This is a genomic window from Streptomyces sp. G5(2025) (assembly GCF_049542075.1).
Classification (GTDB): domain Bacteria; phylum Actinomycetota; class Actinomycetes; order Streptomycetales; family Streptomycetaceae; genus Streptomyces.
The window spans coordinates 1,537,318-1,556,548 of the sequence record NZ_JBMUZT010000006.1; the positions used below are offsets into that span (position 1 = coordinate 1,537,318).

Annotated in this window: 12 protein-coding genes and 3 rRNA genes; 4 read left to right on the forward strand and 11 right to left on the reverse strand. The window is 68.1% G+C overall.

The annotated features are described in order from the left end of the window. Nucleotides 1-203 precede the first annotated feature (203 nt). Nucleotides 204-1,565 (forward strand): FtsX-like permease family protein, encoded by a 1,362-nt coding sequence (locus ACOBQB_RS17785; RefSeq protein WP_423592888.1) that lies wholly within the window; start codon nucleotides 204-206, stop codon nucleotides 1,563-1,565. A 28-nt stretch (nucleotides 1,566-1,593) separates the two neighbouring features. Here ACOBQB_RS17785 and ACOBQB_RS17790 read toward each other — a convergent pair whose 3' ends face one another. From ACOBQB_RS17790 to ACOBQB_RS17800, 3 genes are read right to left on the reverse strand one after another with little or no spacing between them, the layout of a single operon-like run. Then, nucleotides 1,594-2,499, reverse strand: coding sequence for an NAD kinase (locus tag ACOBQB_RS17790; protein ID WP_423592890.1), 906 nt, complete (start codon nucleotides 2,497-2,499; stop codon nucleotides 1,594-1,596). An 11-nt stretch (nucleotides 2,500-2,510) separates the two neighbouring features. Further along, nucleotides 2,511-3,326, reverse strand: coding sequence for a TlyA family RNA methyltransferase (locus ACOBQB_RS17795; RefSeq protein WP_423592892.1), 816 nt, complete (start codon nucleotides 3,324-3,326; stop codon nucleotides 2,511-2,513). Between the two features lie 7 nt (nucleotides 3,327-3,333). Then, nucleotides 3,334-3,654 carry a hypothetical protein gene (locus tag ACOBQB_RS17800; RefSeq protein ID WP_423592894.1) on the reverse strand — a complete coding sequence of 107 codons (321 nt, stop codon included), beginning with the start codon at nucleotides 3,652-3,654 and terminating at the stop codon, nucleotides 3,334-3,336. A gap of 42 nt (nucleotides 3,655-3,696) precedes the next feature. Between ACOBQB_RS17800 and ACOBQB_RS17805 the strand changes: the two genes are divergently transcribed. After that, entirely contained in the window at nucleotides 3,697-4,044 is a 348-nt protein-coding gene (locus ACOBQB_RS17805) for an alkyl sulfatase C-terminal domain-containing protein (protein WP_423592896.1), read from the forward strand. 17 nt (nucleotides 4,045-4,061) lie between these two features. On the opposite strand, the gene ACOBQB_RS17810 is transcribed toward ACOBQB_RS17805, so the two are convergent. From ACOBQB_RS17810 to ACOBQB_RS17820, 3 genes are all read right to left on the reverse strand, one after another. Beyond that, a complete protein-coding gene (locus ACOBQB_RS17810; RefSeq protein WP_423592898.1) occupies nucleotides 4,062-4,871 on the reverse strand; it encodes an ABC transporter ATP-binding protein in 810 nt (269 codons plus the stop codon). Nucleotides 4,872-4,956: 85 nt separating this feature from the next. After that, the gene (locus ACOBQB_RS17815) at nucleotides 4,957-5,985 is read right to left on the reverse strand and encodes a FecCD family ABC transporter permease (RefSeq protein ID WP_423592900.1); all 1,029 of its coding nucleotides are present in this window, start codon (nucleotides 5,983-5,985) and stop codon (nucleotides 4,957-4,959) included. After that, a complete protein-coding gene (locus ACOBQB_RS17820) occupies nucleotides 5,982-7,025 on the reverse strand; it encodes a FecCD family ABC transporter permease (protein ID WP_423592902.1) in 1,044 nt (347 codons plus the stop codon). Before ACOBQB_RS17820 ends, ACOBQB_RS17815 begins: the two co-directional genes overlap by 4 nt. Before the next feature lie 110 nt (nucleotides 7,026-7,135). Between ACOBQB_RS17820 and ACOBQB_RS17825 the strand changes: the two genes are divergently transcribed. Next, the gene (locus ACOBQB_RS17825; RefSeq protein ID WP_423592904.1) at nucleotides 7,136-7,969 is read left to right on the forward strand and encodes a siderophore-interacting protein; all 834 of its coding nucleotides are present in this window, start codon (nucleotides 7,136-7,138) and stop codon (nucleotides 7,967-7,969) included. 957 nt (nucleotides 7,970-8,926) lie between these two features. Here ACOBQB_RS17825 and ACOBQB_RS17830 read toward each other — a convergent pair. After that, nucleotides 8,927-9,982: an HAD hydrolase-like protein gene (locus ACOBQB_RS17830; protein ID WP_423592906.1), complete on the reverse strand. Its 1,056-nt coding sequence runs from the start codon at nucleotides 9,980-9,982 to the stop codon at nucleotides 8,927-8,929. 73 nt (nucleotides 9,983-10,055) lie between these two features. On the opposite strand from ACOBQB_RS17830, the gene ACOBQB_RS17835 reads away from it, so the two are divergent. Continuing rightward, nucleotides 10,056-11,351, forward strand: coding sequence for a DUF1015 domain-containing protein (locus ACOBQB_RS17835; RefSeq protein WP_423592908.1), 1,296 nt, complete (start codon nucleotides 10,056-10,058; stop codon nucleotides 11,349-11,351). Nucleotides 11,352-11,459: 108 nt separating this feature from the next. On the opposite strand, the gene ACOBQB_RS17840 is transcribed toward ACOBQB_RS17835, so the two are convergent. From ACOBQB_RS17840 to ACOBQB_RS17855, 4 genes are all read right to left on the reverse strand, one after another. Beyond that, a complete protein-coding gene (locus ACOBQB_RS17840; RefSeq protein WP_423598562.1) occupies nucleotides 11,460-12,278 on the reverse strand; it encodes a hypothetical protein in 819 nt (272 codons plus the stop codon). 1,314 nt (nucleotides 12,279-13,592) lie between these two features. After that, a 5S ribosomal RNA gene (gene rrf, locus ACOBQB_RS17845) occupies nucleotides 13,593-13,709 on the reverse strand. Between the two features lie 139 nt (nucleotides 13,710-13,848). Then, a 23S ribosomal RNA gene (locus tag ACOBQB_RS17850) occupies nucleotides 13,849-16,969 on the reverse strand. Nucleotides 16,970-17,284: 315 nt separating this feature from the next. Next, nucleotides 17,285-18,811: ribosomal RNA gene (locus ACOBQB_RS17855) — 16S ribosomal RNA — on the reverse strand. Together the 16S, 23S and 5S rRNA genes form the textbook arrangement of a ribosomal RNA operon. Nucleotides 18,812-19,231 lie beyond the last annotated feature (420 nt).

The following is a 19,231-nucleotide window of genomic DNA, read 5'->3' on the forward strand; positions in this document are numbered from 1 at the left end:
GACCTTACGAGGTCGCGGGCCCGCCGTGCGACGGGCCCTGGGCTCCTGCCGCGAAGCCCCAGGTGGCGGCAGCGCCTCCGCGCCCACTGTCACTCGCGGGGGTGGGCCCCCGAAGGCGCGTCGCGGTGGGGGGGATATCCCCCGCACGATCCACCGGCTCACCGCATGGCCCCTGTCCCGCCCCCGGCACGACCATGATCCACATGGCAACAGGACTGGCACAGGCGGCGCTGCGCGCGCACCGCCCGGCATTCGTGGGCACCGCGGTGGCCGCGCTCTTCGCGGCGACCGTGGTGAGCGCGTCGACGATGATGCTCACCTCGACGGGCACCGGCGGCACGACCGGGCTCTCCGCCTCGGCGCGGCGGCAGATCGCGGAGAACGGCGTCGGCGACATGGCGCTCGTGCTGTTGATCGGTTCCATCTACATGTCGATTTTCGTGGTCGTGTCGACCATGGGCACCGCCGTCGCGCAGCAACACCGCGAGCTGGCGATGGTGCGCTCGATCGGCGCCAAGCCCCGCCAGATCCGCCGCGCGGTGGCCGTTCAGGCCCTCGCCGCGTCGGTGCCCGCCTCGCTCATCGGCTTCGCCCTCGGCGGTCTCGGCGCCCGCTGGTGGCACGCCGGGATGGTCTCCCACGGCCTGCTGCCCGCCGAGGCCGGCTTCCGCTTCAGCTGGCTCGCGCTGCCGGTGTGCGTCGGCGTGGCCGTGGTGACGACGACGCTCGCGGCCCTGCTCTCGGCGCTGCGCTTCTCCCTGCTGCGCCCGGCCCGCGCGCTCTCCGAGGCGGCGACCGGGCGGCACGGTCTCGGCCTGCTGCGGGCACCGCTCGGGGTGATCGCGGTCGCGGGGGCGTGCGCCGTCTCCGTACTCCTGTCGCGGAAGCCCGCGGCCGAGGCGAGTGAGGGCGCCTTCCTCGTCCTCATCCTCTTCTGCGTCGGCGCAGGCCTGCTCGGGCCGCGCATCGTCGGCCCCGCGGCCTGGCTGGTCTCGGCGCCGGCCTGCCGGTTCGGGCCGAGCGCGCGCCTGGCGATGCTCAACGTCCGCTCGCAGCCCCGCCGCTTCTCCGCCGCGGTCGTGCCCCTCGTCCTCGTCGTCGGCTTCGGCCTCACCAAGATCGGCATGCATACGACGGCCCAGCACCGCACCGGCTCGGCGGGCAGCCCCGGCGAGGTCTGGCTCGACTACGTCGGCACGGGGCTCTACGCGGGCTTCGCCGCCATCGCCGCGGCGAACACCCTCGCCATGATCTCCTTCGAGCGCCGCCGTGACGTGGCGCTGCTGCGGGTCGTGGGCAGTCAGCGCGCCCAGGTGCGGGCGATGGCGGCCTGGGAGGCCGTGGTCGTCGCCGGGACCGCGCTGCTGCTCGGCGGCGCGATCGCGCTGGCCACGCTGGCGCCGATCCTCGGCACGGCGTTCGGCTCGGCCCTGCCGTACCTGCCGTGGCCGGTGCCCGCCGGGGTGGTGGCGGGCACGCTGCTGCTGACCCTGCTGGCCACCGGGCTCCCGGTGCGCGCCGTCCTGCGCGAGCGGGCGATCTCGGTGGTCGGCGACGCGGCGTAACAGACGTGCGTACCCTACGTACGTACGACTAGTGCGGCGCCCCCCGCCAACCCGACACCGGCAGCGCGAACTTGGCGACGAGCCGGTCGGTGAACGACGCGTGGTGCAGCCGCGCGAGCCGCACCGGCACCGCGCCCCGGCGCACCTCCACCCGCGCCCCGGCGGGCAGTTCGACGGTCCGCCGCCCGTCGCACCACAGCACCCCGTGCGGGGTGTGCGGCTGGACCTCGACGGCGAGCACGGAGTCCGGCGAGGTCACCAGCGGCTTGGCGAACAGGGCGTGCGCGCTGATCGGCACCATGAGCAGCGCCTCCACCTCGGGCCACACCACGGGCCCGCCCGCCGAGAACGCGTACGCAGTCGATCCGGTCGGCGTCGCGCAGACAATGCCGTCGCAGCCGAAGCCGGTGACCGGCCGCCCGTCGATCTCCAGGACGACTTCGAGCATCCGCTCGGGCGACACCTTCTGCACGGCGGCCTCGTTCAGCGCCCAGTCGCGGTGCACGATGTCGCCGTTGCGGTGCACGATGACGTCGATCGTCATGCGCTCCTCGACCTCGTACGTCTTGGTGACCACGCGGTCGACGACCCGGTCGAGGTCGTCCCGCTCGGCCTCCGCGAGGAAGCCCACGCGCCCGAGGTTGACGCCGAGCATCGGCACTCCGGAGGCCCGCGCGAAGTCTGCGCCTCGCAGCAGCGTCCCGTCACCGCCGAGCACGACGATCAGCTCGCAGTCGTCGATGCAGTCGGCCGTGGCCTCCTGGACCGTCTCGACCTCGGAGGGCAGCGGCAGGTCCGCCGCCTCCGCCTTGAGGACCCGTACGCCGATGCCATGGCGCAGCAGCCCCTGGACGACCAGCTCGGCGCTGCGGATGGCCGCCGGCCGTCCGGTGTGCGCGAGCAGGAAAACGGTACGCGCTCTGGTCTGGGTCACTCGGGTCTGAGTCAACGGGGCCCCTCCGCCACGGCACGGTCAACGTCCGCCGGGTCGAGTTCGTCGGCCCCGGCACGCAGCCACAGAAAGTACTCGACATTCCCGGAGGGCCCGGGCAGCGGGCTGGCGGTCACCCCGCGTACCCCGAGTCCGAGCCCCCACGCCTGCCGTGCCACGCCGCGTACGGCGTCGGCCCGTAGCTCGGCGCTGCGCACCACGCCGCCGCTGCCGAGCCGTTCCTTGCCGACCTCGAACTGCGGCTTGACCATGAGCACCAGGTCCGCGTCAGGGGCCGCGCACCGCACGAGGGCGGGCAGCACCAGGCCGAGCGGGATGAAGGAGAGGTCGCCGACGACGATGTCGACGGGCACGCCGTCGATCGCCTCCAGCGTCAGCTCGCGTACGTTCGTCCGGTCCTTGACGGTGACCCGGTCGTCGCTCTGGAGCGACCAGGCGAGCTGGCCGTACCCGACGTCGACGGCGACGACGTGTGCGGCGCCGGCCCGCAGCAGCACGTCCGTGAAGCCGCCGGTGGAGGCGCCCGCGTCCAGTGCGCGCCGCCCCTCGACGACCAGCCCCCGCGGCAGGAACGCGGCGAGGGCGCCCGCGAGCTTGTGCCCGCCGCGCGAGACGTAGTCGGGGTCGCTGTCGTCCTGCGAGACCACGATCGGGGCGGCCGTCTCCACCTGCGTCGCGGCCTTGGTCGCGACGGTCTTGCCGACCGCGACGCGGCCGGCGGCGATCAGCTGGCTCGCGTGCTCGCGCGAGCGCGCGAGCTTCCGGCGGACGAGCTCGGCGTCGAGGCGGCGTCGTGCCACTCCTGCCACGTTCGGTTCAGCTCCTGTCATACGAGGGTGACGGCGCCCCGGTGGGTGCCGGTGGGCCGGGGCGCGCGTCGAGCGCGGTCAGCGCGTCGCGCAGGCCTCCGTGTACATCCTCGTACACCTCGATGTGGCCGTCCGTGGCGAGGTGGTCGGCGTCGCCGAGCCGGGCGAGGCAGGCGTCCACCTCGGCGTTCCCTGTGGGCGTGCGCTCGACGCCGAGGGGTGCGGGGGTGGCGGGGTCGTACGACGGTTCGTACGACGCTTCGTCCGGAACCTGAGGCTCCGGCTCCACCGTCTCCCCCTCTTCAGGGCCCGCGTGAGAGTCGCTCATGGCACGACGCTACCCCGAAGCGCTGCGGTACCGTCGATCACGATGGCGACCATGGCGGAGTGCCGCACGGCACTCGACAGACTCTCGGACACTCTCGCGTCCGCCGACGGCGACGTGCGGGGCGCCGCTGCCCTGAACCGCTCGCTGAGCTGCCGTATCACCGACCTCGACGCCACCTTCACCGGCCGTCTCGAAAACGGCCGGATCACGGTGCTGGACACCCATTCCGGCCCGCCCCGCGAGAAGGCCGAGATCCGCCTCGCGATGACCGGCGACGACCTGGTGGCGATGGTGGACGGCGAGCTGAACTTCGCGAAGGCCTGGGCCTCCGGCCGGGTCAAGCTGGAGGCGGGCTTCCGGGACCTGCTGAAGCTCAGGTCGCTGCTTTAGCCACTGGTTGCCGGCAACTAGCCACTCTTGGTCAGTGTTGTGCGCCCCGCGCGGGCCACCGGGATCACCAGCGGCGTCCCGCTCTGCGGGTCGTCGATGATCTGGCACTGGATGCCGAAGGTCTGCTCCACCAGCTCCGCCGTGACGATGTCGGCGGGCGCGCCCTCGGCGATCACCGCGCCGTCGCGCAGGGCGATGAGGTGGGTGGCGTAGCGCGCGGCGTGGTTCAGGTCGTGCAGGACGGCGACGAGGGTGCGGCCCTGCTTCTCGTGGAGCTCGGCGCACAGGTCCAGGACGTCGAGCTGGTGCTGGATGTCGAGGAACGTCGTCGGCTCGTCGAGCAGCAGCAGCGGCGTCTGCTGGGCGAGCGCCATCGCGATCCACACGCGCTGGCGCTGGCCGCCGGAGAGTTCGTCGACATAGCGATCGGCGAGCTCTCGTACGCCTGTCGCGTCCATCGACTCGTCGACGATCCGCTCGTCCTCCTTCGACCACTGCCGAAGGAGCCCCTGGTGGGGGTAGCGGCCGCGCGCGACCAGGTCGCCGACCGTGATGCCGTCGGGCGCGATGGACGACTGCGGCAGCAGGCCGAGCGTCTTGGCGACCTTCTTCGCGGGCATCGACTGGATGACGCTCCCGTCGAGCAGCACGCGTCCCGCGGCGGGCCTGAGCATCCGGGACAGGGCGCGCAGCAGCGTGGACTTGCCGCAGGCGTTGGGGCCCACGATCACGGTGAAGGAGTTGTCGGGGATCTCGACGGACAGCTTCTCCGCGATGACGCGCTGGTCATAGCCGAGGGTGACGTCGTCGGCGATGAGCCGGTTCACAGCAGCACGCTCCTGGTCGTGGGGTGGTACGAGTTCATGTTCATGGCGGTCTGCAGGGTCACGGCGGCGGGCTTCATGGGCGCCCTCATATGCGCCCCGCCTTGCGCTGCGTGACGAGCAGCCACAGCAGATAGACGCCGCCGAGTACGCCGGTGACGACGCCGACCGGCAGCTGGTCGGCGCCGAAGGCCCGCTGCGAGGCGAAGTCCGCGACGATCAGCAGGGCGGCGCCCATGAACATCGCCGGCATGAGGTTGGGGCCGGGCGAGCGCGTGAGGCGGCGGGCCAGTTGCGGCGCGGTGAGCGCGACGAAGCTGACCGGGCCCGCGGCGGCGGTGGCGGCCGCGGTGAGCAGCACGGAGGCGGTGAGCAGGACGAGGCGGGTGCGCTCCACGCGTACGCCGAGGGCGTTCGCGACGTCATCGCCCATCTCCAGCATCCGCAGCGGACGCCCGTACACGAGGACGAGCGGCACGAGGACGGCGCAGAGCGCGAGCAGCGGCCAGACCTGGTCCCAGTCCCGGCCGTCGAGGGAGCCGGTCATCCAGACCACCGCGCGGGCGGCGTCGACGAAGTCCGCCTTGGTGAGCAGATAGCCGTTGATGGCCGTGATGAAGGCACAGACGCCGATGCCGACGAGGACGAGCCGGTAGCCGTGCACCCCGCGCTTCCAGGCCAGCAGGTAGATGGCGGCGCCGGTGACGAGACCGCCGACGAGCGCGCCGCCCGCGACCGCGGCCGCGCTGCCGTGGAACAGGACGATCATGGTGAGCGCGCCGGCGGTCGCCCCCTGCCCGAGGCCGAGCACGTCGGGGCTGCCGAGGGGGTTGCGGGCGATGGACTGGAAGAGCGCGCCGCCGAGCCCGAGGGCCGAGCCCACCAGGAGCCCGACGAGGACCCGCGGCAGCCGCAGTTCGTTGATGATGAACTCCTGCCCGGCGTTGCCGTCGCCGAGCAGGGTGCGTACGACGTCGGCGGCCGGGATCTCGAAGTCGCCGGTGCCGATCAGGACGACGCTCGCGGCGAGCGCGGCGAGCAGGAGCAGGGTGACGACCACGGTCGTGCGGACGTCGAGCCGGACGGAGAGGCCGCCCCGGGTACGTATCGCCTTCACAGCTGGGCCACCCTTCGCCGCCGCACGAGAAAGATGAAGACGGGCGCGCCGATGACGGCGGTCACGATGCCCACCTGAAGTTCCGAGGGCCGCGCCACGATCCGCCCGACGACATCCGCGCCGAGCAGCAGGACGGGCGACAGGACGGCCGCGTACGGCAGGATCCAGCGCATGTCGGGCCCGGTGAAGGAGCGCACGATGTGCGGCACCATCAGGCCGACGAACACGATCGGCCCACAGGCGGCGGTCGCGGCCCCGCACAGCAGCGTCGCCGCCGCCATGGACAGCGCGCGCGTACGCGTGAGGTGGGCGCCCAGCGCGCGGGCGGTGTCGTCGCCCATGGCCATGGCGTTCAGCGGCCGGGCGAGGCCGAGCGCGAGCACGGTGCCGATCGCGAGGAAGGGCAGGACCTGCCGAATGGTCTCCATGTTGGCGGAGGCCAGCGAACCGACCGTCCAGAACCGCATCCTGTTGAGCGCGGCACCGTCCATGATCATCACGGCCTGGAGATAGCCGTAGAGCGCGGCGCTGAGCGCGGTACCGGCGAGCGCGAGCCGCACCGGCGTCGCGCCGCGCGCACCGCCGAGGAGGTAGAGCAGGACACCGACGAGCGCCGCCCCCAGGAAGGCGAACCACACATACCCGCTCAGCGAGGTGACGCCGAAGAAGCTGATGGCGGTGACGACCGCCGACGACGCGCCCAGGTTGATGCCGAGGAGCCCGGGGTCGGCCAGCGGGTTGCGGGTGAGTGCCTGGAGGACGGCGCCGGAGAGCCCGAGGGCGGCACCGGCGAGCAGCCCGAGCAGGCTGCGCGCGAGCCGCTCCCCGACGACCACGTCGCCGTACGTCCCCGAGTCGTGGAACAGCCCGTGCCAGACCTGGTCCAGGGGCATCGACTTGGCGCCGACCGCGATGCTCGTGAGGAAGACGAGCAGGAGGACGGCCGCGGAGACGAGCAACACGGTCGTGCGCATCGCAAGGCGTTTGGGAGGCGCGGGAGCGGTCTCCGCGCGGGCTTCTGGGGGACTGTCGACCAACACCGGGTTAGGTTAGCCTACCCTCGCGCCACCCTTGGTCCGCCCCCCAGCAGGAGCGGTGCGCCCGCCACGGCGACGCGCTCCCCGTCAGCGAAGTCGAAGAGGCTCAAGCGATGACCGACTCCCCGTACCAGTACTTCGACGTCGAGGTCCTGCGCGCCGAGCACCTGACGCCCGCCATGATCCGCGTCACCTTCGGCGGCCCCGGCCTGCGGCGGATGGCGTCCGGCGGCCGTGACCAGCGCATCAAGATCTTTCTGCCGCACCCCGGTCAGGACGCCCCCGTCATGCCGGCCACAGACACCGGCGACACCTCCGACTGGTACGCCGCATGGTGCGCCCGCGCCCCCTCGGTACGCGGCATCATGCGCACGTACACGACCCGCGAGCTGCGCCGCGACCCCGACGAGCTGATCGTCGACTTCGCCGTCCACGGCGCGGCCCCCTCACTCGCCGACGGTCCCGCGACCAGCTGGGCACGGACCGCGCGGCCCGGCGCCCGCATCGGCGTCCTCGCCCCGGTCGAGGAGGAGAACGCGGCGTACGACTTCCGGCCGCCGCACGACACCGACTGGCTGCTCCTGGCCGCCGACGAGTCGGCGCTCCCGGCCGTCGCGGCCATCCTCGAAACCCTGCCGCCCGCCCTGCCGACGCGCGTCTGGATCGAGGTCCACGACCTCGCCGACCGCCAGACCCTGCCCACCAAGGCGGACGCGGAGATCCACTGGCTCATCGGGGAGGGCACCACCCCGGACGCGATCCGGGGCACCACCCTCCCCGAGGGCACGCCCTACGCCTGGCTCGCCGGCGAATCCTCGACCGTCAAAACGGTCCGCCGCCACCTGGTCTCCGACCGGGGCTTCGACCGCAAGCGGGTGTCGTTCTCGGGCTACTGGCGCAAGAACACGACGACGGACGACCTGATCGACCGCGGGGAGAACCCGTGAGGGGGCGTCGCGGGGCGTGAGCGGGAGCTGAGGGGTGTGCGCCGGGTTGAGGGGGCAGCGGGAAGGCACGGGGGCCGGGACCCGCCTCGCCCCACACCGGCAGCCGCCAACCACGAGCGGCAACCGCGAACGGCAGCCGCGAGCCCCGCACCCCGACCATGAACGCCAGCCTGCGCCCCGCACCGCCGACCCCGCACCCTCAGCCGTCAGCCGTCAGCCGTCAGCCGTCAGCCACGAACGGCAGGCCCGCGCCGCGAGCCCCACGCCACAGCCACAAGCGGCAGCCCCGTACCGCCGGCCACCAGCCACGAACGGCAACCGCGAGCCCCGCACTCCGCCCATGAACGCCAGCCTGCGCCCCGCACCGCCGACCCCGCACCCTCAGCCGTCAGCCGTCAGCCGTCAGCCGTCAGCCACGAACGGCAGGCCCACGCCACAGCCACAAGCGGCAGCCCCGCACCGCCAGCCACCAGCCACGAACCGCGGCCCCGAGCCTCGCACGCCGACCACCAGCCACGGAACGACAGCTCCACGCCCCGAGCCCCACACCCCCCAGCCCAGCCACGAACCGCAACCCCACCCCGGCCACCAGCCACGAACCGCAGCCCCGAGCCGCCAGCCGCCAGCCGCCAGCCACGGAACGACAGCTCCACGCCCCGAGCCCCACACCCCCCAGCCCAGCCACGAACCGCAACCCCACCCCGGCCACCAGCCACGAACCGCAGCCCCGAGCCGCCAGCCGCCAGCCACCAGCCACCAGCCACCAGCCACCAGCCACGGAACGACAGCTCCACGCCCCGAGCCTCGTACCGCCAGCCCCGCGCCCCCTGGCCCCCATCACCAGCCCTGCGCCCCGCACCGCCAGCCCTAGCCCCCAGCCCAGCCCCGAACGCCGGCCCACGCCCCGAGCCGCAAGCCGCACCCCCCGAGCCGCGGCACCTCTCCCCCTCCCCCGAGCTACACCCCGAGCCGCGACAACGCCTTGCCCGCGTCCAGCTCGCACACCCCCTCCCCCGCCTCCGTCCAGGCCGCCGCGCACAGCGCCCGCAGCCCGTCCATGGCCTCGCCGTCGCCGTCCAGGGCCAGCTCCCCGCCCCGCACCGCCGCCGTCCAGCCACCGCAGCCGAAGCCGCCGCCCTCCACCGGGGCGACCTCGGGCTGCCCGGTGAGCATGCCGCGCAGATCCGTGTCCACGTACGTCGGCCGGTGCTCCGGCCGCGCGGCGACCAGCTGCGCGCCGTCCGTAACCCCCGTCAGCACGAGCAGCGAGTCCACCCCGCCGCTGAACGCCCCCTCGATGTCCGTGTCCAGCCGGTCCCCCACGACCAACGGCCGCTCGGCCCCCGTCCGCAGGATCGTCTCCCGGTGCATCGGAGGCAGCGGCTTGCCCGCCACCTGCGGCTCGGCGCCCGTGGCGATACGTACGACCTGCACGGCCGCCCCATTGCCCGGCGCGATGCCTCGCGCACTCGGGATCGTCAGGTCGGTGTTGGACGCGAACCACGGCACACCCCGCGCCACCGCGTAACTGGCCTCGGCGAAGCGCCCCCACGCCAACTCCGGCCCGCCGTACCCCTGCACGACCGCCGCCGGATCATCGTCCGCCGACTCGACCGGCTCAAGGCCCCGCTCCCGCAGCGCGACCCGCAGCCCCTCGCCACCGATCACCAACACCCGCGCGCCCTCGGGTACTTGCTCGCTCACCAGCCGGGCCACGGCCTGCGCCGAAGTGATGACGTCCGAGGCGTCCGTCGCGATCCCCAGCTCCGTCAGATGCTCCGCCACCGCGTCCGGCGTGCGCAGCGCGTTGTTCGTCACGTACGCCAGGTGCATCCCGCCCTCGCGCGCGGCCCCGAGCGACTCGACGGCGTACGCGATGGCGTGACCGCCCGCGTACACCACCCCGTCCAGATCGAGCAGAGCCGTGTCATAGGCCTCGCTCAACGCCCGGCTGCTGCCCTCGGGCCGCGTCCTGACGCTCCCACCCGCACCGTGGCCTGCGGTCTGGCTCATTACACATCGCTCCTCGCTCGATCCCACTCCCCCCGATCATCGCCCATGCCACTGACACACATACGATGCCCCAATGAACACAGCGGGTCACACGGACGCAGCCGGCCTCGACCTGATCCCGTTCCGGGGCCTGCGTTACGTCCCCGAACAGGTCGGCAGTCTGGCGGCCGTGACCTCTCCCCCGTACGACGTGGTCGTACGCCCCGACGGTCTGCTCCACCTGGAGTCCGCCGACCCCCACAACATCGTCCGGCTGATCCTCCCGCAGGCCACGACCCCGGCCGCCCGCAACCAACAGGCGGCGGACACCCTGCACTCCTGGCTCCGCGAAGGCATCCTCGCGCCGGACGCCGAGCCGAGCCTGTACGTCTACGAACAGCGGGACAGCGAGATCCTCCAGCGCGGCCTCATCGGCGCGCTCCGCCTCTCCGAGGCCGAGGAGGGCGTCGTCCTGCCGCACGAGGACGTCATGCCGCACGTCGTCGAGGACCGCGCCGCCCTGATGCGGGCCACCTCCGCCAACCTCGAACCGCTCCTGCTGACCTACCGCAGCGACAACAAGAGCCGGCCCGACGGCGAAGCCACCGGCGCGATGACCGTCATCGAACGCACAGCCGAACGCCCGCCCCTCCTCTCGACGACCACCGAGGACGGCTTCCAGCACCGCCTGTGGTCCGTGACGGACCCGGCGGAGATCGCCGAGATCCAGTCAGATCTTGCCGCTCACCAGGCACTGATCGCGGACGGCCACCACCGCTGGGCGACCAACCTGCGCCTGCGCGCCGAGCACCCCTCGCCGAGCGCGTGGGACTACGGCCTGGTCCTTCTGGTCGACACCGCCCGCTATCCCCTGCGCGTCCGCGCCATCCACCGCTACCTCCACCGGCTGCCGGTGTCCGAGGCCCTCGCCGCCCTCGGCGACTCCTTCCGCGTACGCACCGTGGAGGGCCCTCTCGACCACGCGCTCGACGCCTTGGCCGAGGCCGCCGCGAAGAGCAACGCCTTCGTCCTCGCGGGCGACGGCGCCTTCCACCTCGTCGACCGCCCCTCTCCGGACCTCCTCGCCCGTACGATCTCGGGCGACCACCCGGAGGCCTGGCGCACCCTGGACGCGACGGTCCTGCACGCCACCCTGCTCGATCATGTGTGGCGCATCCCGGACGCCCCGGAACACATCGCGTACATCCACGACACGGCGGCGACCGTCGAGAAGGCCGAGCGCGACGGCGGCACGGCGATACTGATGCACCCGGTACGCGAGGAGGTCGTCCGCGACCTGGCCCGTCAGGGCGTGACGATGCCCCGCAAGTCCACGTCGTTCGGTCCGAAGCCGGCCACGGGCCTGGTGCTGCGCGCCCTGGCCTTCTGAAACAGACGCCTCCGTATACGCCCCGCCCGCCCGTATACGACGAACGGGCGGGACCCCCTCCAGGGAGTCCCGCCCGTTTCGCTTACCGCCGATCCGCCGATCCGCCGATCAGTGCTTGTCGTCATCCGAGTCGGTGTCGTCCGAGTCGGCGTCGCGCGAGCCGGTGGGCTCGTTCTCCGCCTGCTCAGCGTCTTCCGCGCCCGTCACCACCTCAAGGTGCCTGAGGTGTTCGGCGTCCTCGTCGTCCTCGCCCAGAGCGTCGACGAACTCGACACCGTCCATCTCGGCGAGCCGGTCCGACGCGTCGGTGCTGCCGTCCTTGTCGGACTCGACGACCTTCGCGAACCACTCGCGCGCCTCGTCCTCGCGTCCGGCCGCGAGCAGCGCGTCGGCGTACGCGTAGCGCAGCCGCGCGGTCCAGGGCTGCACCGAGTTCGAGGCGAGCTCGGGGCTCTGCAGCGTGACGATGGCGGCGTCGATCTGGTCCATGTCCCGGCGGGCCCCGGCGGCGACGAGCCGCATCTCGACCTGCCCCGCCTTGTCGAGCTTGTGCACTTCCGGCGCACCGGCCATCTCCAGCGCCTTCTCGGGCCGGCCCAGGCCGCGCTCGCAGTCCGCCATGACGGGCCACAGCTCGACGCTGCCGGTCATCCGCCGCGCGGCCCGAAACTCGGCGAGTGCCTCGCTGTACTTCTGGTTCGCGTACGCGGCGAAGCCGGCCGCCTCGCGCACGGCAGCGACCCTGGAGGCCAGTCGCAGGGCGATCCGCGAGTAGGCGTAGGCCTGCTCGGGGTCCTCGTCGATGAGCTTGGCGACCATCACCAGGTTCCTGGCGACGTCCTCCGCGAGCCCCTTGGGAAGGCTCTGCAGCTCCTGCTGTACGTCCTTGTCGATCTCGTGGCCGGTGACGTCGTCCGGGATCGGCAGCCGCTTGATGGGCTCGCGCTCACGGTCCCGGTCGTCACGCCCGCCGCGGTACCCACCGCGGTCCCCGTCACGCCGGTCATCGCGCCCACGGAAGCCACCGGGTCGCCCGCCACCACGGCTGTCGTCACGGCGCGGCCCACGGTCGTCCCGCCCGCGGTAACCACCGCCACCACGGCTGTCGTCCCTACGGAAACCACCGCGATCGTCCCGCCGGTCACCGCCACGGTCGTCCCGGCGGTCGTCACGCCGATCATCGCGACGGAACCCGCCACGATCGCCGCCACGGTCATTGTCGCGACGGTCGTCGCGCCGTTCATCACGGCGGAAAGGCCGGCCGCTCACCGTCACGGCGGAACCCACCGCGCTCCTCACGACGAGGCCCGCTGGAACGGTCATCGCGGCGGTCGTCACGGCGGTCATCGCGACGAGGCCCGCTGGGCCGGTCGTCACGGCGGAACGGCGGACGCCCACCCCCCTCACGCTCATCACGCCCGCGGAAGCCACCACCACGGTTGTCATCACGACGGAACCCACCACGGTCACCGCCACGATCGTTGTCGCGACGGTCATCGCGCCGGTCATCACGGCGGAAGGCCGGCCGCTCACCGTCACGGCGGAACCCGCCACGGTCACGGTCGTCACGGCGGAACGGCGGACGCCCACCCCCCTCACGCTCATCACGCCCGCGGAAGCCACCACCACGGTTGTCATCACGACGGAACCCACCACGGTCACCGCCACGGTCATTGTCGCGACGGTCGTCGCGCCGTTCATCACGGCGGAAGGCCGGCCGCTCACCGTCACGACGGAACCCACCGCGCTCCTCACGACGAGGCCCGCTGGAACGGTCATCGCGGCGGTCGTCACGGCGGTCATCGCGACGAGGCCCACTGGGCCGGTCGTCACGGCGGAACGGCGGACGCCCACCCCCCTCACGCTCATCACGCCCGCGGAAGCCACCACCACGGTTGTCATCACGACGGTTGTCATCACGACGGAACCCACCACGGTCACCGCCACGATCGTTGTCGCGACGGTCGTCACGCCGGTCATCGCGCCCGCGGAAGCCACCGCGGTCGCCACCACGGTCGTTGTCCCGCCGTGGAGCCCCGCGGTATCCGCCCCGGTCGCCACCGTCCCGGCCGCGCTGCTCTCGGTCCGGTCGCTCGTCGGGAGAGTTGGTGGACATCGGTGACTCCTAGTCTTCGGTACCGCAGTCATTCTCGCGCAGCCGGGGTGCCGGCGCGCTTCGACAAAAACAAAAGGACCCTTGGTCCCAGCGTGGACGCTGGGACCAAGGGTCCTCCAAAAATTGTTCGGCGGCGTCCTACTCTCCCACAGGGTCCCCCCTGCAGTACCATCGGCGCTGTGAGGCTTAGCTTCCGGGTTCGGAATGTAACCGGGCGTTTCCCTCACGCTATGACCACCGAAACCCTATGAAATATCCCGCTGTAAAGCAGGATCTCAAACAGGGCAGCGAACAAGCACACTCTTCAATTAAATAGTGGACGCTGTTCAGCCGACACAACTGTTCGTTGTTTCAGAACCAACACAGTGGACGCGAGCAACTGAGGACAAGCCCTCGGCCTATTAGTACCAGTCACCTCCACCCGTTACCGGGCTTCCAGATCTGGCCTATCAACCCAGTCGTCTACTGGGAGCCTTAACCCCTCAAAGGGGGTGGGAATACTCATCTCGAAGCAGGCTTCCCGCTTAGATGCTTTCAGCGGTTATCCTTTCCGAACGTAGCCAACCAGCCATGCCCTTGGCAGGACAACTGGCACACCAGAGGTTCGTCCGTCCCGGTCCTCTCGTACTAGGGACAGCCCTTCTCAATATTCCTACGCGCACAGAGGATAGGGACCGAACTGTCTCACGACGTTCTAAACCCAGCTCGCGTACCGCTTTAATGGGCGAACAGCCCAACCCTTGGGACCGACTCCAGCCCCAGGATGCGACGAGCCGACATCGAGGTGCCAAACCATCCCGTCGATATGGACTCTTGGGGAAGATCAGCCTGTTATCCCCGGGGTACCTTTTATCCGTTGAGCGACGGCGCTTCCACAAGCCACCGCCGGATCACTAGTCCCGACTTTCGTCCCTGCTCGACCCGTCGGTCTCACAGTCAAGCTCCCTTGTGCACTTACACTCAACACCTGATTACCAACCAGGCTGAGGGAACCTTTGGGCGCCTCCGTTACTCTTTGGGAGGCAACCGCCCCAGTTAAACTACCCATCAGACACTGTCCCTGATCCGGATCACGGACCGAGGTTAGACATCCAGCACGACCAGAGTGGTATTTCAACGGCGACTCCACACACACTGGCGTGCATGCTTCACAGTCTCCCACCTATCCTACACAAGCCGAACCGAACACCAATATCAAACTGTAGTAAAGGTCCCGGGGTCTTTCCGTCCTTCTGCGCGAAACGAGCATCTTTACTCGTAGTGCAATTTCACCGGGCCTATGGTTGAGACAGTCGAGAAGTCGTTACGCCATTCGTGCAGGTCGGAACTTACCCGACAAGGAATTTCGCTACCTTAGGATGGTTATAGTTACCACCGCCGTTTACTGGCGCTTAAGTTCTCAGCTTCGCACACCCGAAAGTGCACTAACCGGTCCCCTTAACGTTCCAGCACCGGGCAGGCGTCAGTCCGTATACATCGCCTTACGGCTTCGCACGGACCTGTGTTTTTAGTAAACAGTCGCTTCTCGCTGGTCTCTGCGGCCACCCCCAGCTCAGAGTGCAAGACTCATCACCGGTGATGGCCCCCCTTCTCCCGAAGTTACGGGGGCATTTTGCCGAGTTCCTTAACCATAGTTCACCCGAACGCCTCGGTATTCTCTACCTGACCACCTGAGTCGGTTTAGGGTACGGGCCGCCATGAAACTCGCTAGAGGCTTTTCTCGACAGCATAGGATCATCCACTTCACCACAATCGGCTCGGCATCAGGTCTCAGCCTTATGTGCGACGGATTTACCTACCGCACGGCCTACACCCTTACCCCGGGACAACCACCGCCCGGGCTGGACTACCTTCCTGCGTCACCCCATCACTCACCTACTACAAGTCTGGTCCGTCGGCTCCACCACTTTCCATTCCCCGAAGGGTCCGGAACGGCTTCACGGACTTAGCATCGCCTGATTCAATGTTTGACGCTTCACAGCGGGTACCGGAATATCAACCGGTTATCCATCGACTACGCCTGTCGGCCTCGCCTTAGGTCCCGACTTACCCTGGGCAGATCAGCTTGACCCAGGAACCCTTAGTCAATCGGCGCACACGTTTCTCACGTATGTATCGCTACTCATGCCTGCATTCTCACTCGTGAACCGTCCACCACTGCCTTCCGGCGCAGCTTCACCCGGCACACGACGCTCCCCTACCCATCCCAGCGGGCGTTGGCCCTCATGCTGAAATGACACGACTTCGGCGGTACGCTTGAGCCCCGCTACATTGTCGGCGCGGAATCACTAGACCAGTGAGCTATTACGCACTCTTTCAAGGGTGGCTGCTTCTAAGCCAACCTCCTGGTTGTCTGTGCGACTCCACATCCTTTCCCACTTAGCGTACGCTTAGGGGCCTTAGTCGATGCTCTGGGCTGTTTCCCTCTCGACCATGGAGCTTATCCCCCACAGTCTCACTGCCGCGCTCTCACTTACCGGCATTCGGAGTTTGGCTAAGGTCAGTAACCCGGTAGGGCCCATCGCCTATCCAGTGCTCTACCTCCGGCAAGAAACACACGACGCTGCACCTAAATGCATTTCGGGGAGAACCAGCTATCACGGAGTTTGATTGGCCTTTCACCCCTAACCACAGGTCATCCCCCAGGTTTTCAACCCTGGTGGGTTCGGTCCTCCACGACCTCTTACAGCCGCTTCAACCTGCCCATGGCTAGATCACTCCGCTTCGGGTCTTGAGCGCGCTACTGAATCGCCCTATTCGGACTCGCTTTCGCTACGGCTTCCCCACACGGGTTAACCTCGCAACACACCGCAAACTCGCAGGCTCATTCTTCAAAAGGCACGCAGTCACGAGGATGGAGCAAGCTCCATCCCGACGCTCCCACGGCTTGTAGGCACACGGTTTCAGGTACTATTTCACTCCGCTCCCGCGGTACTTTTCACCATTCCCTCACGGTACTATCCGCTATCGGTCACCAGGGAATATTTAGGCTTAACGGGTGGTCCCGCCAGATTCACACGGGATTTCTCGGGCCCCGTGCTACTTGGGTGTCTCTCAAACGAGCCGCTGATGTTTCGACTACGGGGGTCTTACCCTCTACGCCGGACCTTTCGCATGTCCTTCGCCTACATCAACGGTTTCTGACTCGTCTCACAGCCGGCAGACTGTGAAAGAGAGATCCCACAACCCCCACGACGCAACCCCTGCCGGGTCTCACACGTCGTAGGTTTGGCCTCATCCGGTTTCGCTCGCCACTACTCCCGGAATCACGGTTGTTTTCTCTTCCTGCGGGTACTGAGATGTTTCACTTCCCCGCGTTCCCTCCACACTGCCTATGTGTTCAGCAGCGGGTGACAGCCCATGACGACTGCCGGGTTTCCCCATTCGGAAACCCCCGGATCAAAGCCTGGTTGACGACTCCCCGGGGACTATCGTGGCCTCCCACGTCCTTCATCGGTTCCTGGTGCCAAGGCATCCACCGTGCGCCCTTAAAAACTTGGCCACAGATGCTCGCGTCCACTGTGCAGTTCTCAAACAACGACCAACCACCCATCACAGCCCGCCGAAGCGAACCTACACTGGGGTCGGCATTGAGGTCGGGAACAAGCCCGTACCCTCAGATACCCAACAGCGTGCCCGACCAGTCCCCGTCCGAAGATCATGCTTTCCACGCCCTTACGAGCAGTACTTGCAGCCTCCGACCCGAGAAACAGGCCGAGTAGTCAACGTTCCACCCATGAGCAACCAGCATCAGACATTCGCCGATGTACTGGCCTCTGACCTCACCCCGAAGGGATCGGTAAGAAGTGCTCCTTAGAAAGGAGGTGATCCAGCCGCACCTTCCGGTACGGCTACCTTGTTACGACTTCGTCCCAATCGCCAGTCCCACCTTCGACAGCTCCCTCCCACAAGGGGTTGGGCCACCGGCTTCGGGTGTTACCGACTTTCGTGACGTGACGGGCGGTGTGTACAAGGCCCGGGAACGTATTCACCGCAGCAATGCTGATCTGCGATTACTAGCAACTCCGACTTCATGGGGTCGAGTTGCAGACCCCAATCCGAACTGAGACAGGCTTTTTGAGATTCGCTCCACCTCACGGTATCGCAGCTCATTGTACCTGCCATTGTAGCACGTGTGCAGCCCAAGACATAAGGGGCATGATGACTTGACGTCGTCCCCACCTTCCTCCGAGTTGACCCCGGCGGTCTCCTGTGAGTCCCCATCACCCCGAAGGGCATGCTGGCAACACAGAACAAGGGTTGCGCTCGTTGCGGGACTTAACCCAACATCTCACGACACGAGCTGACGACAGCCATGCACCACCTGTACACCGACCACAAGGGGGGCACCATCTCTGATGCTTTCCGGTGTATGTCAAGCCTTGGTAAGGTTCTTCGCGTTGCGTCGAATTAAGCCACATGCTCCGCTGCTTGTGCGGGCCCCCGTCAATTCCTTTGAGTTTTAGCCTTGCGGCCGTACTCCCCAGGCGGGGAACTTAATGCGTTAGCTGCGGCACCGACGACGTGGAATGTCGCCAACACCTAGTTCCCACCGTTTACGGCGTGGACTACCAGGGTATCTAATCCTGTTCGCTCCCCACGCTTTCGCTCCTCAGCGTCAGTAATGGCCCAGAGATCCGCCTTCGCCACCGGTGTTCCTCCTGATATCTGCGCATTTCACCGCTACACCAGGAATTCCGATCTCCCCTACCACACTCTAGCTAGCCCGTATCGAATGCAGACCCGGGGTTAAGCCCCGGGCTTTCACACCCGACGTGACAAGCCGCCTACGAGCTCTTTACGCCCAATAATTCCGGACAACGCTTGCGCCCTACGTATTACCGCGGCTGCTGGCACGTAGTTCAGCCGGCGCTTCTTCTGCAGGTACCGTCACTTTCGCTTCTTCCCTGCTGAAAGAGGTTTACAACCCGAAGGCCGTCATCCCTCACGCGGCGTCGCTGCATCAGGCTTTCGCCCATTGTGCAATATTCCCCACTGCTGCCTCCCGTAGGAGTCTGGGCCGTGTCTCAGTCCCAGTGTGGCCGGTCGCCCTCTCAGGCCGGCTACCCGTCGTCGCCTTGGTGAGCCATTACCTCACCAACAAGCTGATAGGCCGCGGGCTCATCCTTCACCGCCGGAGCTTTTAACCTCCACTCAGGAGAGTGGAGGTGTTATCCGGTATTAGACCCCGTTTCCAGGGCTTGTCCCAGAGTGAAGGGCAGATTGCCCACGTGTTACTCACCCGTTCGCCACTAATCCCCACCGAAGTGGTTCATCGTTCGACTTGCATGTGTTAAGCACGCCGCCAGCGTTCGTCCTGAGCCAGGATCAAACTCTCCGTGAATGTTTTCCCGTAATCGGGATGAACACCACGAGAGCGGAACGGTCGGGAGGAATAATCCCGTCCGTTCACAGCGTCCTCGCTGTGTGCCTTCCGTGGAAGGACTTTTTCAAAGGAACCTCAACTCACCGAAGTGAGCCGGGGTATCAACATATCTGGCGTTGACTTTTGGCACGCTGTTGAGTTCTCAAGGAACGGACGCTTCCTTCGTACTCACCTCAGAGTATTCTCTGGGGCTTTCCTCCGGGCGCTTCCCTTCGGTATTTCGTGTTTCCAACCTTACCAGATCCGTTTTCCGTTCCGTTCCCGGTTCGGAGTTCATTTCCGGTGGCCGCTGGAGGGCCTTTGCCTTTCGGCTGCCTTTCGGCGTGTCCACTACGTTAGCGGATTCCCTCCGCAACTCATAATCGAGTTCCGATCGAG

What these genes read in the sequence shown, in the direction of transcription:
- ACOBQB_RS17785 (WP_423592888.1), top strand. Translation starts at nt 204, where the DNA reads ATGGCAACAGGACTGGCACAGGCGGCGCTGCGCGCGCACCGCCCGGCA.
- ACOBQB_RS17830 (WP_423592906.1), bottom strand. Translation starts at nt 9,982, where the DNA reads ATGAGCCAGACCGCAGGCCACGGTGCGGGTGGGAGCGTCAGGACGCGG.
- ACOBQB_RS17835 (WP_423592908.1), top strand. Translation starts at nt 10,056, where the DNA reads ATGAACACAGCGGGTCACACGGACGCAGCCGGCCTCGACCTGATCCCG.
- ACOBQB_RS17800 (WP_423592894.1), bottom strand. Translation starts at nt 3,654, where the DNA reads ATGAGCGACTCTCACGCGGGCCCTGAAGAGGGGGAGACGGTGGAGCCG.
- ACOBQB_RS17805 (WP_423592896.1), top strand. Translation starts at nt 3,697, where the DNA reads ATGGCGACCATGGCGGAGTGCCGCACGGCACTCGACAGACTCTCGGAC.
- ACOBQB_RS17825 (WP_423592904.1), top strand. Translation starts at nt 7,136, where the DNA reads ATGACCGACTCCCCGTACCAGTACTTCGACGTCGAGGTCCTGCGCGCC.